The organism is Microlunatus sagamiharensis (assembly GCF_900105785.1).
GTDB lineage: Bacteria > Actinomycetota > Actinomycetes > Propionibacteriales > Propionibacteriaceae > Microlunatus > Microlunatus sagamiharensis.
This window is the reverse complement of the sequence record NZ_LT629799.1, coordinates 1-16156: the sequence shown is the minus strand read 5'-3', so window position 1 is coordinate 16156 and position 16156 is coordinate 1. Positions and strand designations below refer to the sequence as shown.

The following is a 16156-nucleotide window of genomic DNA, read 5'->3' as shown; positions in this document are numbered from 1 at the left end:
GGATGCTCGCCGCCGTCCTGCGCGAGACCGGCGCACCCCTGTCGATGGAGCAGGTCGAGCTCGACGAGCCCGGCCCTGGAGAGGTGCGCGTCCGCATCGAGGCCGCGGGCGTCTGCCACAGCGACCTGCACTACGTCCTCGGCGACCTGCCGGCCCGCCTGCCCCTGGTGGTCGGCCACGAGGGCGCCGGGGTCGTCGAGGCCCTGGGCCCGCGCACCACGGGCCGGATCTCCGTCGGCGACCGCGTCGCGCTCCAGTGGCGCCCGCGCTGCGGCGAGTGCGACGCCTGCGTCGCCGGCAACCCCGTGCTGTGCCGCTACGGCCGGGTGCTCGCCACCACCAACGGCCTCATGGACGGCACCAGCCGCCTGCACGCGGGCGGCGAGACGCTGCACCACCTGATGGGCGTCTCCTGCTTCGCCGAGCAGGCCGTCGTGTCCGAGACGAGCGTCCTGGCGATCCCCGACGAGGTGCCGACCGAGGTCGCCGCGATCTCGGCCTGCGCCGTCATCACCGGCGTGGGTGCGGTCCTGAACGCCGTCGAGGACGCCGCCGGCCGGCCGCTGCTCGTGCTCGGCGCGGGCGGGGTCGGCCTGGCCGCGGTGATGGGTGCCGCCCTCGTCGGTGCCGGACCCGTCATCGCCGTCGACGTCGACCCCGGGCACCTCGAGCTGGCGAGCGCCGTCGGCGCGACGCACGTCGTCGACGCCCGCGAGGGCGACGTCGTCGAGCGCGTGCTGGCGCTGACCGGCGGTGCAGGCGTCCCCTGGGCGGTCGACGCCGTCGGGGCACCGGCCACCATGCGCCAGTGCGTCGACGCGCTCTCCCCCGGCGGCACGCTCGTCGCCGTGGGCCTGAACCGTCCCGACGCCACCATGGCCCTGCCGATCAACGACCTGGTCCAGCGCCAGAAGCGCGTCGTCGGCGCGCTCTACGGCGCGAGCAACCCGCGGATGGACCTGCCGCGGCTGTTCTCCCTGTACGCCGCCGGCCGCCTGCCGCTCGACCGCCTGCTCGGCGACCGGCGCCCGCTCGCCGAGGCCGACGCGGCCCTGGCGTCGCTGCGCGGCGGGGCCGCCGGTCGTACGGTGCTCGTGCCATGAGCATCCCCGCCGAGAACCCCGTCCCGACGCCCCCCGAGGTGCGACCGGGACGCCCGCCGCTGCGCAGCGACGCCTGGTACGCGGGCGACGACCGCAACGCCTACCTGCACCGGGCGTGGATGCGCCGCGGCGTGCCCTCCGACGCCTTCGAGGGTCGTCCGCAGATCGCGATCGCCAACACCGCCTCCGACTTCACGCCGTGCAACGCGCACCTCAACGAGGTGTCGCGCTCGGTCCAGCAGGGCGTCTACGAGGCGGGCGGCATCCCGCTCGACCTGCCCGTCGTGTCCCTCGGGGAGACGCTCGTCCGGCCCACCGCGATGCTGTGGCGCAACATGGCCGCGATGGCCATGGAGGAGATGTTCCGGGCCAACCCGGTCGACGGACTGGTGCTGCTCGGCGGCTGCGACAAGACCATTCCCGCGCTGCTCATGGCCGCGGCGAGCGTCGACCTCCCCGCGGTCGTCCTCTCCGGCGGGCCGATGCTCAACGGGACGTTCCGCGGCCAGACGCTCGGCTGCGGCACCGACGTGTGGCGCCTCGGCGAGGAGGTCCGCGCCGGCACCCTGACCGCCGAGCGCTTCGTCCGCTCCGAGTCGTCGATGATCCGCAGCCGCGGGCACTGCAACACCATGGGCACCGCGTCGTCGATGAGCGTCGTCGCCGAGGCGCTCGGCATGACGATCCCCGGCACCGCCGGCGTCCCCGCGCCCGACAGCCGGCTCCTCGAGAACGCGCACATGACCGGCCGCCTGGCCGTCGACCTCGTGCGCGAGGGCCGCTCGATCTCCCAGGTCGTCACCAAGGAGTCGTTCCACAACGCGATCGTGGCGCTGGCCGCGGTCGGCGGCTCGACCAACGCGATCGTCCACATGCTCGCCATCGCCGGCCGGCTGGGCATCGACCTCGACCTCGACGACGTCGACCGGATCGGGGCGGGCGTCCCCCTGCTCGTGAACCTTCAGCCGGCCGGGGAGTTCCTCATGGAGGACCTGCACCGAGCGGGCGGCGTGCTCGCCGCGCTCTCCCAGGTCGCCGACCTGCTCGACCCGGCAGCCATCACGGTCACCGGCCGGACCCTGGTCGAGGCCGTCACCGACGACAACCCGGTGTGGGACACCTCGGTGATCACCCCGCGCTCGGAGCCGCTGCAGGCCGACGCCGGCATCGCCGTCCTGCGGGGCAACCTGGCGCCCGCCGGGGCGATCGTCAAGCCCGCCGCCGCGAGCCAGCACCTGCTCACCCACCGCGGCCCGGCGCTCGTCTTCGACTCCGTCGAGGACCTCAAGGCCCGCATCGACGACCCCGACCTGCCGGTCACGCCCGACTCGGTCCTGGTCCTGCGCGGCTGCGGTCCCCGCGGCTACCCGGGCATGCCCGAGGTCGCGAACCTGCCCCTGCCGAAGAAGATCCTCGACCTCGGGGTCCGCGACATGGTGCGGATCTGCGACGGCCGGATGAGCGGGACCGCGTGCGGGACCGTCGTCCTGCACGTCTCCCCCGAGGCCGCCGCCGGCGGGACCCTGGCCCTCGTGCGCGACGGCGACACGATCGTCCTCGACGTGCCGAACCGGATCCTCCAGCTCGACGTGGACGACGAGGAGCTGTCGAGCCGTACGCCGCCGGCGTCCCTGGTCGAGCACTTCGCCGCGCCGACCCGCGGCTGGGAGCGCCTCTACGTCGAGCACGTCCAGGGCGCCGACACCGGGGCCGACCTCGACTTCCTGGTCGGCAGCACCGGACCGGCCGTCGCGCGGGAGTCGCACTGAGCAGCCCGTCCGGGCGGGTCGAGGAGCTCGACGGCTGACGGGAGCCCCGACCACCACGAGATGTCCTCGACCCCCCACGAGGCCCGGGTACGCGTCACGGCTCTGCCCGGCGGTTCCGGCCGGACTCGAGCATCGCGGCGTAGGTCGCGGTGAGCCGGCTCGGCCACGTGCTGACGTTGACCATCGCGTCGCTGCCGTGGGTCAGCTGATCGATCGCCCCGACCGGTAGCAGCCGAGCCAGCCCAGGGTCGGTGACCCGTGCCAGGCAGGCCTCGACGAAGCGCCCTGCGTTGAGGACCCGGTACGGTCGTCGCGCACCGTTGATGCCGACCTCGAACGGTGCGCAGCCCGGGTCGAGGGGATGCTCCGGAACCAGCCGGTTGTGCTGGCGGGCCGCCGCCTCGAGCGCGGCAGCCGCCGCGGCTTCCCGGGTCTCTCGGGCCTCGGACGACAGGAGTCGGCCGAGCGGGCCGTCCAGCTCTCGAGCCGTGTCCAGCTGACCGAACGCAGCACCGAGCCACTTCGGGTACGGCACGTACCTGCGCCGCTGGACGAGGGCGAGCTCCATCAGCAGCCGCGCGAGGTCGGCCTCGCGCACGCGCACGCCGAGGACGTCGTGGACCTCGGCCAGACGCCCGGGCAGGGCTTCGGCCCGGGCGACCAGCTGCCACTGGCTCGCCTGGATCCACCACCACACGTCGTCCGGGAAGTAGCCGAGCTGCCCGCGGACCCGGCCGAGGTCGCCCCGGTCGTCGTGGAACACCTCGCCCGCGGTGACCTGGAGGAGGCGTTGCTGCGGCAGACCGAGCCAGTCGGCGAGCGTGCTCGGCACCGGTTGCCCGAGCTCGGCCCTGACCCACTCCTCGACCGTGGTCACCGTGACGTGATGGCGCACCCGCTGGTCCTGCCAGGCGAAGAACTCCACCGGGTACGAGCGGTAGGTCTCGGGCAGGCCCTGCGTCACCCGCCGCTGCGTCTCGCCCACGTCTCCCGGCGCGACGAAGACGTGCAGCCGCGGACCCCACGCATGGTCGGTGGACCTGGAGTCGTCGAAGCCGAGGACCTCCGAACCCTCCCCGACCAGTGCAGCGGCGTGGGGGACACCGACCAGTCTGGCGACGACGTCGCGGTAGAACCCGGCCGCCAACGCCTTCCCAGCTCCCATGACCGCTCAGTCTGTCCCGGGACGAGCTTCGGCGGACGTACCTGGTCCGCTCGTCCGTGCGCGCCGCACCATTGCCGACCCTCGTCGACGCGCGGGCTCGGGGACTGACAGCGCGCGGGGACCGCGAGCGGGACATCCGCGCGCTCGACCAGCAGACGTCTCCAGCGACACCACCCACGGTCGGCCGGTCCCGCCCTAGCCTGAGCGGGTGGCGGCCACACCCTTCCTGCTGCGCGTGGTGCCCCAGGGTCCCGCCGGGCCGTGGGTCGTGAGGACGCCGAAGACCCGGGAGGTGCTGGCCCGGGGCGAGACGGCAGCGTCGGCGCAGGACCTGGCCGTCGCCCTGCTGCCGTCCGGCGGCGTGGTGGAGATCCTCGACGAGGGCGACTTCGTCGTCGGTCGGGTGTTCGTCCCCCAACCGCCGGTGCCCTTGCGCACCCGCCTCGCGATGACGGCCATCAGTCTGGGCGTGGCCCTCGTCGCCGCGCTGGTCCTCGGGAGGCTGCTCGGTGGTGGTTTCCTCTGGGCCGCCGTGGGGGTCGCGCTCGGTGGACAGGTCGTCCCACTTGCTCGGGCGCTGGCGGCCCAGCGACGCGCTTCGAGAGCGTCCGCGGCTCATCGACCCGGCGGGGCACGCTAGGAGTCCGGGCCGAGGCGCGCGCTCGAGCCCCGAGGTGCGGCCTCGGAGGTCGGCAGCCCGATGTCCGGGCCACCGTCGTCGTCAGGAGCAGCTGACGCCGGCGGGCTCGATCTCACCCTTCGCCGGCGCCGGCTCCTGCGGTTCGGGAACACCGGCGAAGGTCTCCGGCACCCGCAGCCTCCGCGCCCGGTCGAAGGGCGACACGACGGCGAACGCCGGCCCGACCACGTCCGAGACCGGCACGAACGCCGTCTGCCCGCGACCCTCGTCGGACTCGTCGGAGAGGTGGCAGCGCGAGTCCAGGCTGTCCTGCCGGTGGTCGCCCTTGAGGAACAGGCGGTCCCGGGGCACGACGACGCGGAATCTCACGCCCGAGGGAGCTGCTTGCTCCCCGGTCGGGCTGGTGGAGAGGTACGACCGCTCGTTCAGCGCACTTCCGTTCACGGTGATCCGACCCGAGTCATCTCAGCACACGACCGTGTCGCCGGGCATGCCGATGACCCGCTTGACGAGGTCCCCGGTCCCCACGAACGGCACCCCGACGAACTCGAGCACCCGGTCGAGCGGGCCGACGTGGTCGGGCTCGTCGGGCAGCCGGTTCGCGGGACCGGTGAACACGACGACGTCACCGCGGAGGAAGCCGGAGACCTTCCGCACCACCAAGCGGTCGTCGACCAGCAGGGTGTTCTGCATCGACCCGGACGGGATGACGAACATCTGCCCGACGAGCGCGCGGAGCAGCGAGCTCACCACGAGCGCGCCGATGACGACGAAGGCGACCTCCTTGAGCAGCGCCGTGACGGTCCGCTGCTTCGATCGAGCGGGCTTGTCGACGACCCGGTCTGCACCCGCCATGCGAGCAGCCGCCCACCGCGGGTCCGCGCCGCAGGCGGTGCGCGTGCGTCGGCCCACGAGGCCGCGTCCCGCGCGAGCCCTCACCCTGCACGGGCAAGCTCGGGCCGCTCAGCCGGCGTACGCGTGCAGCGGCGCTCCGGCGACCCCGGCGTCGTACGCGAAGACCGCGCCGGCCTCGGGCTGCTCGTCGGGGTCGATACCGCCCTGCTGCGACGTGGTGACGAACAGGGTCCGCCGGTCGGGCCCGCCGAACGTGCACGCCGTGACCTGGGTGCAGGGCAGCTCGACGACGCGGTCGAGCTTGCCGGACGGGTCGTAGCGGTGCACCGCTCCCCCGCCCCAGAGCGCCACCCAGGCGCCGCCGTCCTCGTCGAGCGCCAGGCCGTCGGGCAGGCCCGGCCCCGCGACCTCGGCGAACGTCCGCCGGTCGGACCAGGCGCCCGAGGCCGGGTCGACGTCGAACCGGTCGACCCGGGCCGTCGGGGTGTCGACGTAGAGCGCGCTGCGCCCGTCGCGGGTCCACTGGACGCCGTTGGAGATGGTCACGCCCTCGAGCACGACGGAGACCCCGCGGTCGGCACCGAGGCGGTAGAGCGTCCCGCGCCCGGGCGACTCGTCGTAGGCCATCGTCCCGACGAGGAAGGCGCCGGTCGGGTCGGCGCCGCCGTCGTTGAAGCGCAGCGAGGCGTCCTCGAACACGGCCGGCAGCTCCTCGACCAGGCCGAGGTCGTCGTCGAGGAGCACGAAGCGGTCCTCGGTCGCGAGCACGAAGCCGCCGGTGCGGCGGGCCCGCAGCGCGGCGGCGACCGGCGCGACGTGGTGCCGCTCGACCGAACCCTCACCGCTCACGGCCAGCACGTCCCCTGCGAGCATGTCGACGAGCAGCAGCCGCTCGCGCAGGGCGTCCCAGAAGGGACCCTCGCCGTGGCCCGCGCACGGTTCGGTGAACCGCTCGGCCCGCACGACGGCGGGGCTCACATCCAGCCCCCGTCGACGACCCACTTCTGCGCCGTGCAGCGGCGCGAGTCGTCCGCGGCGAGCCAGAGCACCATCCGCGCGACGTCGTCGGGGTAGAGCTTGTCGGGCAGGCACTGGTTGCGGGCAATGGACTCGGCCGCCTCCGGCGTCACGCGCTCGGCGAGCTGCTTCTCGGTCATGATCCAGCCCGGGATGATGCAGTTCACGCGGACGTGCCACGGGCCGTACTCCCGCGCGAGCGTGCGGGTCAGGCCCTCCACCCCGGCCTTGGCCGTGATGTAGCCGGGCAGGTCCATCAGGTCGATGTGCACGCTGATCGAGCCGAGGTTGATGATCGACCCGCCGCCGGCGTCCCGCATCATCGGCGCCACGGCCTGAGCGGCGAAGAACTGGTGGCGCACGTTGACCGCGATGCGCTCGTCCCAGAGCTCGACGTCCATGTCGGCCACCCGGTCTCGGTGGTCGTTCGCCGCGTTGTTGACCAGGACCCGGACCGGGCCGAGCTCGTCCGCCGCGGTCGCGATCGCGGCCTGCAGCGCCGGGATGTCCCGCACGTCGCAGACGGCGAACCGCACCTCGGCACCCTCGCCCCGGAGCCGCTGCTCCAGGGCCCGGCCGCGCACCTCGTCGACGTCGACGAAGAAGACGGGTGCGCCCTGGGCCGCCAGCTCGACGACGAACTCCGCGCCCAGCCCCGACGCCCCGCCCGTGACGAAGGCGGTGCGCCCGGACAGGCTCGGGTAGGAGGCGTAGACCGGCGTGGGCTCGGGCACGACGGCGTCGCTCGCCGTCACCTCGACGGCGCTCACCCCAGCCACCCGGCGGGGTCGGGCACCAGCCGCTCGAGCTCGTCCCAGACGTCGTCGGGGACCTCGACGGCCGCCAGCTCGAGGGTCTGCGCGACGCGCTCGGGCGAGCTGACCCCGACCACGGTCGAGTGGACGCTCGGCAGCCGCATCGAGAACTGCAGGGCCGCCGCCGCGAGCGGCACCCCCGCCCGCGCGCAGACCTCCTGCATCCGCACCGCCGCGTCCGCGACCTCGTCCCCCCGGACGCCGTAGCCGTACTTGGGCTGGACGTCCGGCCCCTTGGAGAGCATGCCGCCACCGTACGGCGCGGCGTTCAGCACACCGATGCCACGCCCGGCGGCCTCCTCGAAGAGCGGTAGCACGGAGCGGTCGAGCAGCGTCGCGCGGTTGTGGCTCAGCACGACCTCGAACTCGCCGGTGCCGAGGTAGTCGCGCAGCACGCCGACCGGCCCGCCGGCGACGCCCAGGTGGTCGACCAGGCCGCGCTCGCGCAGATCGACCAGCGCGCGGACGGCGCCGTCGGGCTTGATCGCGTCGGCGAACTCCATCCGCTCGGGGTCGTGCAGGTGCAGCAGCGGCACGCGGTCGACGCCCAGGCGCTCGAGCGACTCCTCGAGCGAGCGGCGCACGCGCTCCCCGGAGAAGTCGCCGGTGCGCTTGTCGGGGTCGACCTTGGTGCTGAGGACGAGACCCGGCGGCAGACCGCCGGCCTCGCGCACGGCGATCCCGATGCGCCGCTCCGCGGTGCCGTCCTCGCCGTAGCCGTTCGAGGTGTCGAGCAGGGTCACCGGCCCGTCGAAGATCGCGCGCACGGTCGCGACCGCCCGCTCCTCGTCGACCGCGTAGCCGTAGAGGTTGCTCATGCTCGCCAGCGGGCTGGTGCCGAAGGCGACCGGCGTCACCGCCAGACCGGTCGACCCGAGCGCGCGCGCCACGGTGCTGGACGGCGTGCCGGCCGGGCTCACTCCGCGTCCCCCTGCGGCGCACGCTCGGCGAAGGCCGCACGGCCCGCGTGGTAGGCGCCGACGACGCGGTCGAGCACCTCCTCGGTCGCGGCGTCCGACCCGGTGGTCTCCGGGTGGTCCGCGCGCCAGCGCGCCATCCGGTGCACCGCGCGGGCGAAGGTGAGCCGCGGCGCGTACGAGGGCACCAGCCGGCGGACCTTGCTGTTGTCGAAGACGGCGCTGTGGCCGATGTCGCCGAGCACCTCGCCGGACCAGAACCAGTCCGGCGCGACGACCGGGTAGAGCTCGGAGGGGACGTGGACCAGCTTGGGCGCCACCCCGAGCGCCTCGCCGACCAGGGTGTGGATCAGGTCCCAGGTCAGGACGTCGTCGCTCGTGATGTGCACGACCTCCCCGACCGCGTGCGGGCCGATGAGGCCGACCAGGCCCTGGGCGAAGTCCTCGGCGTGGGTGAGGGTCCACAGCGAGGTGCCGTCGCCGTGCACGGGCACCTCGACGCCGCGGGCGATCCGGTCGACGACGGTCCAGCCGCCGGCCAGCGGCGGGTTCGCGTCGTCGTAGGTGTGCGAGGGGCGCACGATCGTGACGGGGAAGCCCTGCTCCGCGCGGGCCTGCTGGAGCGCGACCTCGGCGCCCCACTTCGCGGTCGCGTACGGCAGCACCGGGTTGGGCCCGGCGGGCGTCGACTCGGTGATCGGCGTCGTCCACACGGGCTTGGAGTAGACCGAGCCCGAGCTGATGTGGACGTACTGGCGAGTCCGTCCGCCGCCGAAGATCCGCACCATGCGCGCGACGTCGGCCGCGTCGAACGACACGAAGTTGATCACCGCGTCGAAGGTGCGGTCACCCAGCGCGGCAAGCAGCGAGTCGTCGTCGCTCGCGTCGCCGACGAGCCAGGTGACGCCCTCCGGCAGGTCGCGCCCGGCGCTGTTGTTGCCGCGGTTCAGGACGTGGACGTCCAGCCCGGCCTCCACCGACAGGCGTACGCAGGAGGTGCTGATGGTGCCGGTGCCGCCGAGGTAGAGCACGCGGAGCGCCGCGCTGTCGTGTCGCATCATGGGTGGGTCCTTGGGAGGTCGGAGCGGTCGCGCCGGGCGGCGCGGACGAAGGGCTGGACGGGCGGGGTCAGGAGCCCGCGTACCAGTCCTCGAAGCCGTTCTCGGTGACGGCGATCAGGATGTCCTCGCGGCGGACGCCCGCCTCGGCGAAGCGGTCGGCCACGGCCTCGAAGAAGCGCCGCTTGGTCGCGACCGAGTACATGTGGACCATCGTCACGCGCAGCAGGACGAGCTGCTGGCGGTCGACGCCGCCGAAGGTGCGGTCGAAGCGCAGCTCGCCCTCCGGGCGCGGGGTGAAGACCTGGAAGAGGTCATCGCCGGGGATGTCGAGGGTGTCGAGCTGGGCCTGGTGCACGCCCTTCCCGAGCTGGTCGCCGGCACGCTCGTAGAGCTCGCGGTCGAGGTCGATCTGGATCAGCGGCACGGTGGCTCCTGCTCAGGGTGGGTTCGTGCGGTGGCGCCGCGGGTCCCGCGGCGTCGAGGTGGGGTGGCGGCTACTTGAGGGCGCCGGCGGCCAGCCCGCGCTCGAAGAGGCGCTGCAGGCACAGGTAGGCGACGACCTCGGGATCGCGGTGAGCACCGCCGAGGCGAGGATCTTGGTCTGGTCGTTGCTGAACTGCCCGACGAAGAACTGCGGGACCAGGGTGATGGTCTGCATCTCCGGCGACTGGAGGAAGACCAGCGGCATCAGGTAGTTGTTCCACGCCCCGATCAGGGTGAAGATCAGGATCGCCGCGGCGATCGGCCGGGTCAGCGGCACGATCAGGTGGATGAAGCCGCGGACGGCGCTGGCGCCGTCGACCCGGGCCGCCTCGAACAGCTCGTCCGGGATGCCGTTGACGAAGTTGCGGGTCAGCAGCACCGCGAAGGCACCTGCAGCGCGGCCAGCGGCAGGATCACCGCCCAGTAGGTGTCGAAGAAGCCGAAGGCCTGCGCCGTGGTGAACAGCGGCGCGAGCAGCACGACCTCGGGCAGCGTCAGGCAGGCCAGCAGCAGCCAGAAGTAGATCTCCCGACCGCGGATGTGCAGCTTGGAGAAGCCGTACGCGGCGAGCATCGTCACCGCGTAGACGATGACGATCACGCTGGCCGCGATCACGACGGTGTTGACGAAGAAGCGCCACAGGCCGGGCACGGCGAGCACCGCGGCGTAGTTGCCCCAGCCGTCGCCGGCCAGGGAGCCCTGCACCATCGCGACCAGCGGGAAGAGGAAGGGCAGGACGAGCAGGGTGACCACCAGCTGCAGCAGCAGCCGGCCCCGCGGCTCCGGACCTCGAACATCAGCTCACCCCGTCCTTCTCGCGCCCGCGGACCTGCATGATGATCGCGAAGGTGAGGGCGAGCACGAGCAGGATCACCGACAGCGCGGCGCCGTAGCCGACGTGCGACTGCGCGATGGTCTTGCGGTAGATGTACGTGCCGAGGAACTCGGTGGCGTAGTTCGGTCCCCCGACCGCCACGAGGTAGGGCACGTCGAACGTCTTGAGGGCCCCGATGGCGCTGAGGATGCCCAGCGCCACGGTCGTGCCGCGCACCCCGGGCCAGATGATGCTCGCCAGGATCCGGAGGTTGCCCGCACCGTCGATGCGCGCCGCCTCGAGCACCGACGGGTCGATCTGGCTCATCGCCGCGAAGTAGAGGACGAAGGTGAGCCCGGTCCACTGCCAGACGGTGATCGCCATGATCACCGGCAGGGCGGTGCTCTCCTGCCCGAGCCAGGGCTGGGCCAGCCCGCCCAGCCCGACGTGCTCGAGCACCCAGTTGAACTGGCCGTCCGGCGCGTACAGCGGCGGAACACCGGGCGGTGATCGCCGGGCGAGCACCACCGGGATGAAGATGATCACCTTGTAGACCACGCCCAGCCACACACGGGAGTGCAGCAGGACCGCGAAGACGACGCCCAGCGCGGTCTGGGCCACGAAGGTGACCACGAAGAAGACCACCGTGTGGCGGATGGTCCGCCAGAAGATCGGGTCCTGCGCGATGCGGACGTAGTTCTCCGCGCCGACCTTCTCCGGAAGGGGTCGATGCCGTCCCAGTCCCAGGTGGAGATCACCGCCGTGTAGGCGATGCAGTAGTAGATGAGACCCACGCACAGCACCAGGGCCGGGAGGATCCAGAGTAGCCGGCCGGCCGCAGCCGCCGCCGGGTGCCGGGGCCGCTGTCGGCCCCGGCCTCCCGGGCGGTCGGCCGGCCGACGCGATCGTCGTTCCTGCACGAGGGACTCCCTGTCGGGATCGGTGCTGGACGAGCGTGAGGGTGCGGCGGCGCCGGCTCAGCGAGCCGCGGCCTCGGCCGCCTTCTGGAGGGTGTCGGCGGCCTCCTGCGGGGTCGCGCTGCCGGTCGCGGTGGAGGTCGCCGCCGCGAGCATGGCGTCCTGCACGTCGGTGGTGAGCAGGGCGAAGCGGGGCTGCGTCACCGGGCGACCTTGCTGAGCAGGTCCTTGACCGGCGCGGACTGCGTCGCCGGGTCGACGAACTTGATCTGCTCGAAGTCCGGCTCGACGCCTTGAGCGCCGGCACGTCGTTCAGCTGGTCCGCGACGGCCTGCTGACCCGCCTTGGACGTCGACAGCCAGGTCACGAAGGTCTCCGCGGCCGCCTTGTCCTTGGCCTTGGTCGAGACCGAGAGGCCGTAGTCGCGTCACCGAACATCTCGCTGACGTTGCCCGCCTGGGCGACGTCGGGGAACTGCAGCGGCAGGATCGGGAAGGGCTTGGCCCCGAGACGCCCGCGGCCTTGAGCGCGGCGGTCATCGCCTTCTCCGTGGAGTACTGCGTGTACCAGGTGCCCATCATGACCATGGCGTACTTGCCGGTCAGGAAGTCGTTGTTGGCGTCCGGGTACTGCTGGTAGCCCACCGCACCGGGCTGCATGATCTTGCGCGTGAAGAGCTGCTGCCAGATGTCGAGCGTCTTGACGATGCCCGGCGAGTTCCAGGGCACCTCGCCGCTGGAGGCCTTGGTCCACAGCCCGGGCTCCACCGAGTTGGCGATGGCCTGCAGCGTGTCCTGGTCGAAGCCCTGGCCCGCGGCGCCCTGCACGAAGCAGCCCTGGTCGTGGGAGCGGAACTCCTGGCAGACCTTGTCCCACTCGTCGAGCGTCGTCGGCGCTTCAGCCCGTACTTGTCGAACAGCGCCGGGTTGTACCAGAGCGTGCCGGAGTAGACCGCGCCCACGGAGGCGGCCACGAGCTTGCCGTCCTTGGTCAGCCCGCTGACGCCCGGGGGCGACCTTGGACTGCCAGTCGTCGCCGAGCGCCTTCTGCATCACCGGCGTCAGGTCCTCGGCGAAGGACCCGTAGTTGTTGACGTACGCGCCCGGCTGCATGTCGAAGACGTCCGGGCCGGCGTCGGAGCGCAGGGCGGGCGGCAGGGCCGCTTGCCAGTCGGCGATCGAGACCAGCTTGAAGTTCACCTTGATGTCGGGGAACTCCTGGTTGAACGCCGCGATGTAGCCCTGGGCGGTGTCGACGTCGGTGGGCGTCCAGCCCCACCAGTTGACGGTGCCGGCGGTGGGCGACCCGGCGTCCTGCGAGGACGAGCCCCCGGCCCCGCCGCCGCCCACGGGCGAGCACGCGGTGAGCGGGAGCAGGGCCGCCGCCGCAGCGACGGCGAGGGCACGCAGCGCGCGCGGGGTCCGCGACGCCGGCGGAGGAGGGACGGGAGGAGCGGTGGAGCGAGAGCTGCATGACGGTGATCCCCTTCGATCGACCGGAGCCGGGCTGCATCGAGGACCGCTCCCGGGCGTAGGACCCGGGGAGCCGGAGGTGGCGGGCCTCCACCGCGCCGAGCGAGCAGCACCGTGTCGTCCGGGCCGTACGGGGCTCCTGCTGGCAGGTCCCGTCGACGCCGTCGTCCTCCGCTGGGCTGCGACCACCGCAGCCCGCCGCGATGGCACGACGCTACTTGCGCCCCTTTGGGGCGTCAAGTTTCCGGCCGAATTTTAGAAAGTTTCTCTCACGTGCCGGGCGGGCCGTGCTCTCCCGGAGGACGAGCGTCGTCGCCATGTCGATCCGCGTCGTGTCCAGACCGCCGCCGCGCACCCGAGCACGAGCTCGACCGCCTGGGCGGCCATCTCCGCGATCGGGACGCGCACCGTGGTCAGCGCGGGGCCCGCCACTGGGCGACCCTGACGTCGTCGAAGCCGACGACGGACAGCTGGCTCGGGATGGCGACCCCCATCGCCCGCGCCGCCTCGTAGACCCGAGCGCCAGGACGTCGGACGCGGCGAAGACGGCGGTCGGGCGGTGCTCGAGCGTCAGCAGCCGGCGCCCCTGCTCGATGCCGTCGACGTGGTGGAACTCCGCCGGCGCAGGTGCTCCTTGCGCAGCTCGAGCCCGGCGGCGTCGAGCGCCGCCGGAAGCCGAGAGCCGGCGTGGCGGCCATCATGTCCCGGGGCCGGTGACGATGGCGATCTCGCGGTGGCCGAGCTCGATGAGGTGGCGCGCGGCGGCGTACGCCCCGCTCCAGTCCGCCGAGCCGATCGTCGGCACCTCGGCGGGACGTCCCCGGTGGGCCGAGCATCACGAAGGGGATGTTGCGCGAGCGGAGCTGCTGCAGCTGCGTCGCCTGGAGGTTGGAGGAGACGAGCACCGCGCCGACGGACGCCGGCTGAGGACGCCCTCGATCCACCGGCGTCGGGCTGCTGGCGGTCGCTGGTGCCCGAGACGACGACCCGACCCACGACGGCGGGCCACGCGCTCGATCGAGGCCAGCGCCTCGCTGGACCACCAGCTGTCGATCTCGTAGCAGAGCACCTCGATGAGCGGTGCGTGGTTGGGGCCGGGTTGCGCGGGTTGTAGCGGTGGTCGGAGAGCAGCGCCTCGATCTTGGTCCTGGTGCCCTGCGACACACCGCTGCGGCCGTTGAGGACCTTGGAGACGGTGGAGATGGAGACGCCGGCGCGCTCCGCGACCTCGGCGAGCGTCGCTCGTGCGGTCGTCACGCCTGCGGCCGGATCGGCGGGCATACCGGCCAGCCTAGTGCTCCGGCAGCCGGGACGTCCTGACGAGGGGCGGCGCGCGGGCGGGGTCCGCCGCGAGCCGCCCTTCTCGAGCCCCTGCCGGGCTCAGCTCTCGGTCCCCGGCCCCTCGGCCGCCTGCTCCCCGCTCGGCCGCAGGTCCGCCGCCGGCGAGCCGTCGAGGGCGCCTTCTTGCCGCGCTTTCTTCGCCGGGGCTTCTTGGCCGTCGTCCCCGCCGTCGGCGCGGGCGTCGTCGTGGCCGCGGTCTTCTTGGCCGGAGCCTTCTTGGCCGAGCCTTCTTCGCGGTCTTCTTCGCCGCCTGCTCCTGCGCCAGCGCTGGGCCGCACCCGGCCGGCCGTCGCCGGAGGTGGTCGCCTGCCCGGTCGCCGCGGCTGCAGCCTCACGGGCGGCGCGGGTCGCGGACTCCGGGGTCACGTCGGCGTCCGCGGTGGGCGTCCTGCGGCCCGCGCGGGCCCGGCCGGTGACGTTGCGACGCACGTTCGGTCACGGCGGTCCGAGGCGAGTCGACGACCGGCCCGACGGTCTCCGCCGCCGCGTCGGCCAGGTCGTCGGCGGCCTCCTCGGCCGGCGGCCGCCTTGCGAGCCGTGGCCCGCACGTCGCCCACGCGGTCGTCGACGACGCGCTTGCCGCGGTCGGCGAGCGAGGTGTAGGTCGAGCGCGACTGCTCGAGGAGCTCCTCGGCCTGGCGCTGCAGGTCGTTCAGCCGGGCCCGCGTCGTCTCGGGCAGGGCACGGAACTGCTCGGGCAGCGTGGAGAGGAACTCCCGCAGCTCGTCGGCGTTGACCCGCGCCTGCTCGGCGCGCTCGAGGCGCTGTCGCGGATCTCGGCGATGCGCTCCTCGGCGCGCCGCTGACGCTCGGCGAGCGTCTCGCGCAGGGTCTCCGCGATCACGTCGGCGAGCCCGGCGGCCACGTAGAAGGGGCGAGGTCGGACTCGGCGGACGGGCGGCGCGCTCGGCCTTGTCGTCACGGGTGGGTGTCATGGCGGTGCTCTTCGGGTGGGTTCGCCGACGGGTCCGGCCCGTCGGCCTCGGTCGGGTCCTCGGTCAGCCCGCCGGCGAGGGTCGGCGCGTCCTCGGCCACGAAGCTGCGGTAGACGTCGAGCAGCACCTGCTTGTGCCGCTCGGTGATCGACGCGTCGGCCAGCAGCGCCGTCTCGACGTCGCCGGAGGGGTGGTCCTCGGGTCGAGGATCCCGGCGCGGACGTAGAGCGACTCGGCCGACACCCGCAGCGCCTTGGACAGCTGCTGCAGCACCTCCGCCGACGGACGACGCAGGCCGCGCTCGATCTGGCTGAGGTACGGGTTGGAGATCCCGGTGAGATCGGCGAGCTGGCGCAGCGTGAGCTCGGCCGCGCGGCGCCGGTCGGCGATCAGCTCGCCGACGGACCCAGCTGCTCACCGACCGTCCTCCGTGCCACGCTTCCAGTGTGCTTGCAGCAGCAAGCACACGCAAGCACACGCAAGCAGCGAGCGGTGTGCGGGCCGAACCACGTCCTGCTCGACCAGCGCCGTCGGACGCGCCTCCGCCTGGACGACCGGACGAGCAGGACACGCTTTTCGTCCTGCTCGGGAGGGAGGAAGGCGGAGGGTTGAGCGTCCGGCGCGCCGGAGCGGAGCGGAGGCCATCGAGTGGGGCTCGACTACGACCAGACCAGCCGACACACTGGTCGCTCCGCAGCCGCACCGAAGGAGCAGCCCGTGAGCCAGACGAGCACCGCCGACCGGCCCGGGTCGACGTCGGAGCAGCCCGAGCTCAAGCGGGTGATGGGACCCAGGCTGCTGCTGCTCTTCATCGTCGGCGACATCCTCGGACGGGATCTACGCCGTCACCGG

Annotated in this window: 16 protein-coding genes and 2 pseudogenes; 3 read left to right on the top strand and 15 right to left on the bottom strand. The window is 73.1% G+C overall.

The features are described from left to right. Window positions 1-2 precede the first annotated feature (2 nt). Together BLU42_RS00080 and BLU42_RS00075 are read left to right on the top strand one after the other, a co-directional pair. The gene (locus tag BLU42_RS00080; RefSeq protein ID WP_091071964.1) at window positions 3-1103 is read left to right on the top strand and encodes a zinc-binding dehydrogenase; all 1101 of its coding nucleotides are present in this window, start codon (window positions 3-5) and stop codon (window positions 1101-1103) included. Next, window positions 1100-2872: a dihydroxy-acid dehydratase gene (locus BLU42_RS00075; RefSeq protein ID WP_091071961.1), complete on the top strand. Its 1773-nt coding sequence runs from the start codon at window positions 1100-1102 to the stop codon at window positions 2870-2872. The genes BLU42_RS00080 and BLU42_RS00075 overlap by 4 nt, the downstream gene beginning before the upstream one ends. A gap of 94 nt (window positions 2873-2966) precedes the next feature. Here the strand turns inward: BLU42_RS00075 and BLU42_RS00070 are convergent, their stop codons facing one another. Beyond that, window positions 2967-4037 carry a DUF4037 domain-containing protein gene (locus BLU42_RS00070; protein ID WP_091071958.1) on the bottom strand — a complete coding sequence of 357 codons (1071 nt, stop codon included), beginning with the start codon at window positions 4035-4037 and terminating at the stop codon, window positions 2967-2969. A gap of 208 nt (window positions 4038-4245) precedes the next feature. Between BLU42_RS00070 and BLU42_RS00065 the strand changes: the two genes are divergently transcribed. Beyond that, window positions 4246-4677 carry a hypothetical protein gene (locus BLU42_RS00065; RefSeq protein WP_091071955.1) on the top strand — a complete coding sequence of 144 codons (432 nt, stop codon included), beginning with the start codon at window positions 4246-4248 and terminating at the stop codon, window positions 4675-4677. Between the two features lie 81 nt (window positions 4678-4758). On the opposite strand, the pseudogene lepB reads toward BLU42_RS00065, so the two are convergent. The 14 genes and pseudogenes from lepB to BLU42_RS00005 all read right to left on the bottom strand — a co-directional run bounded on the left by lepB (window position 4759) and on the right by BLU42_RS00005 (window position 15661). Next, window positions 4759-5532: pseudogene (gene lepB, locus BLU42_RS00060) on the bottom strand (signal peptidase I). 108 nt (window positions 5533-5640) lie between these two features. Beyond that, a complete protein-coding gene (locus tag BLU42_RS00055; RefSeq protein WP_172825719.1) occupies window positions 5641-6510 on the bottom strand; it encodes an SMP-30/gluconolactonase/LRE family protein in 870 nt (289 codons plus the stop codon). Further along, on the bottom strand, window positions 6507-7319 hold the full coding sequence (locus BLU42_RS00050; protein ID WP_197680548.1) for an SDR family NAD(P)-dependent oxidoreductase: 813 nt from the start codon (window positions 7317-7319) through the stop codon (window positions 6507-6509). The genes BLU42_RS00055 and BLU42_RS00050 overlap by 4 nt, the downstream gene beginning before the upstream one ends. After that, on the bottom strand, window positions 7316-8284 hold the full coding sequence (locus BLU42_RS00045; protein WP_197680547.1) for an aldo/keto reductase: 969 nt from the start codon (window positions 8282-8284) through the stop codon (window positions 7316-7318). The genes BLU42_RS00050 and BLU42_RS00045 overlap by 4 nt, the downstream gene beginning before the upstream one ends. Then, complete coding sequence (locus BLU42_RS00040) at window positions 8281-9342, bottom strand: NAD-dependent epimerase/dehydratase family protein (protein ID WP_091071953.1); 1062 nt, start codon at window positions 9340-9342, stop codon at window positions 8281-8283. The genes BLU42_RS00045 and BLU42_RS00040 overlap by 4 nt, the downstream gene beginning before the upstream one ends. 67 nt (window positions 9343-9409) lie before the next feature. Then, window positions 9410-9766: a tautomerase family protein gene (locus BLU42_RS00035; RefSeq protein ID WP_091071947.1), complete on the bottom strand. Its 357-nt coding sequence runs from the start codon at window positions 9764-9766 to the stop codon at window positions 9410-9412. Window positions 9767-9778: 12 nt separating this feature from the next. Further along, complete coding sequence (locus BLU42_RS20955; protein WP_197680552.1) at window positions 9779-10204, bottom strand: carbohydrate ABC transporter permease; 426 nt, start codon at window positions 10202-10204, stop codon at window positions 9779-9781. Further along, a complete protein-coding gene (locus BLU42_RS20950; RefSeq protein WP_197680551.1) occupies window positions 10195-10578 on the bottom strand; it encodes an ABC transporter permease family protein in 384 nt (127 codons plus the stop codon). The genes BLU42_RS20955 and BLU42_RS20950 overlap by 10 nt, the downstream gene beginning before the upstream one ends. Window positions 10579-10621: 43 nt before the next feature. Further along, on the bottom strand, window positions 10622-11284 hold the full coding sequence (locus BLU42_RS00025) for a carbohydrate ABC transporter permease (RefSeq protein WP_197680550.1): 663 nt from the start codon (window positions 11282-11284) through the stop codon (window positions 10622-10624). 332 nt (window positions 11285-11616) lie between these two features. Further along, complete coding sequence (locus tag BLU42_RS20400; RefSeq protein ID WP_157719693.1) at window positions 11617-11760, bottom strand: hypothetical protein; 144 nt, start codon at window positions 11758-11760, stop codon at window positions 11617-11619. Next, the gene (locus BLU42_RS00020; RefSeq protein ID WP_157719692.1) at window positions 11757-12905 is read right to left on the bottom strand and encodes an ABC transporter substrate-binding protein; all 1149 of its coding nucleotides are present in this window, start codon (window positions 12903-12905) and stop codon (window positions 11757-11759) included. The genes BLU42_RS20400 and BLU42_RS00020 overlap by 4 nt, the downstream gene beginning before the upstream one ends. A gap of 1287 nt (window positions 12906-14192) precedes the next feature. Next, window positions 14193-14309, bottom strand: a pseudogene (locus tag BLU42_RS21220) (LacI family DNA-binding transcriptional regulator); the annotation flags it as partial. A gap of 978 nt (window positions 14310-15287) precedes the next feature. Then, window positions 15288-15431 (bottom strand): hypothetical protein, encoded by a 144-nt coding sequence (locus BLU42_RS21560; protein WP_269458005.1) that lies wholly within the window; start codon window positions 15429-15431, stop codon window positions 15288-15290. Next, window positions 15368-15661, bottom strand: coding sequence for a helix-turn-helix domain-containing protein (locus BLU42_RS00005; RefSeq protein ID WP_269458049.1), 294 nt, complete (start codon window positions 15659-15661; stop codon window positions 15368-15370). Before BLU42_RS00005 ends, BLU42_RS21560 begins: the two co-directional genes overlap by 64 nt. Between the last annotated feature and the right edge of the window lie 495 nt (window positions 15662-16156).

Excerpts from the sequence above, each read along its gene's own strand:
- BLU42_RS00040 (WP_091071953.1), bottom strand. The coding sequence starts at position 9,342 with ATGATGCGACACGACAGCGCGGCGCTCCGCGTGCTCTACCTCGGCGGC.
- BLU42_RS00075 (WP_091071961.1), top strand. The coding sequence starts at position 1,100 with ATGAGCATCCCCGCCGAGAACCCCGTCCCGACGCCCCCCGAGGTGCGA.
- BLU42_RS00080 (WP_091071964.1), top strand. The coding sequence starts at position 3 with ATGCTCGCCGCCGTCCTGCGCGAGACCGGCGCACCCCTGTCGATGGAG.
- BLU42_RS00070 (WP_091071958.1), bottom strand. The coding sequence starts at position 4,037 with ATGGGAGCTGGGAAGGCGTTGGCGGCCGGGTTCTACCGCGACGTCGTC.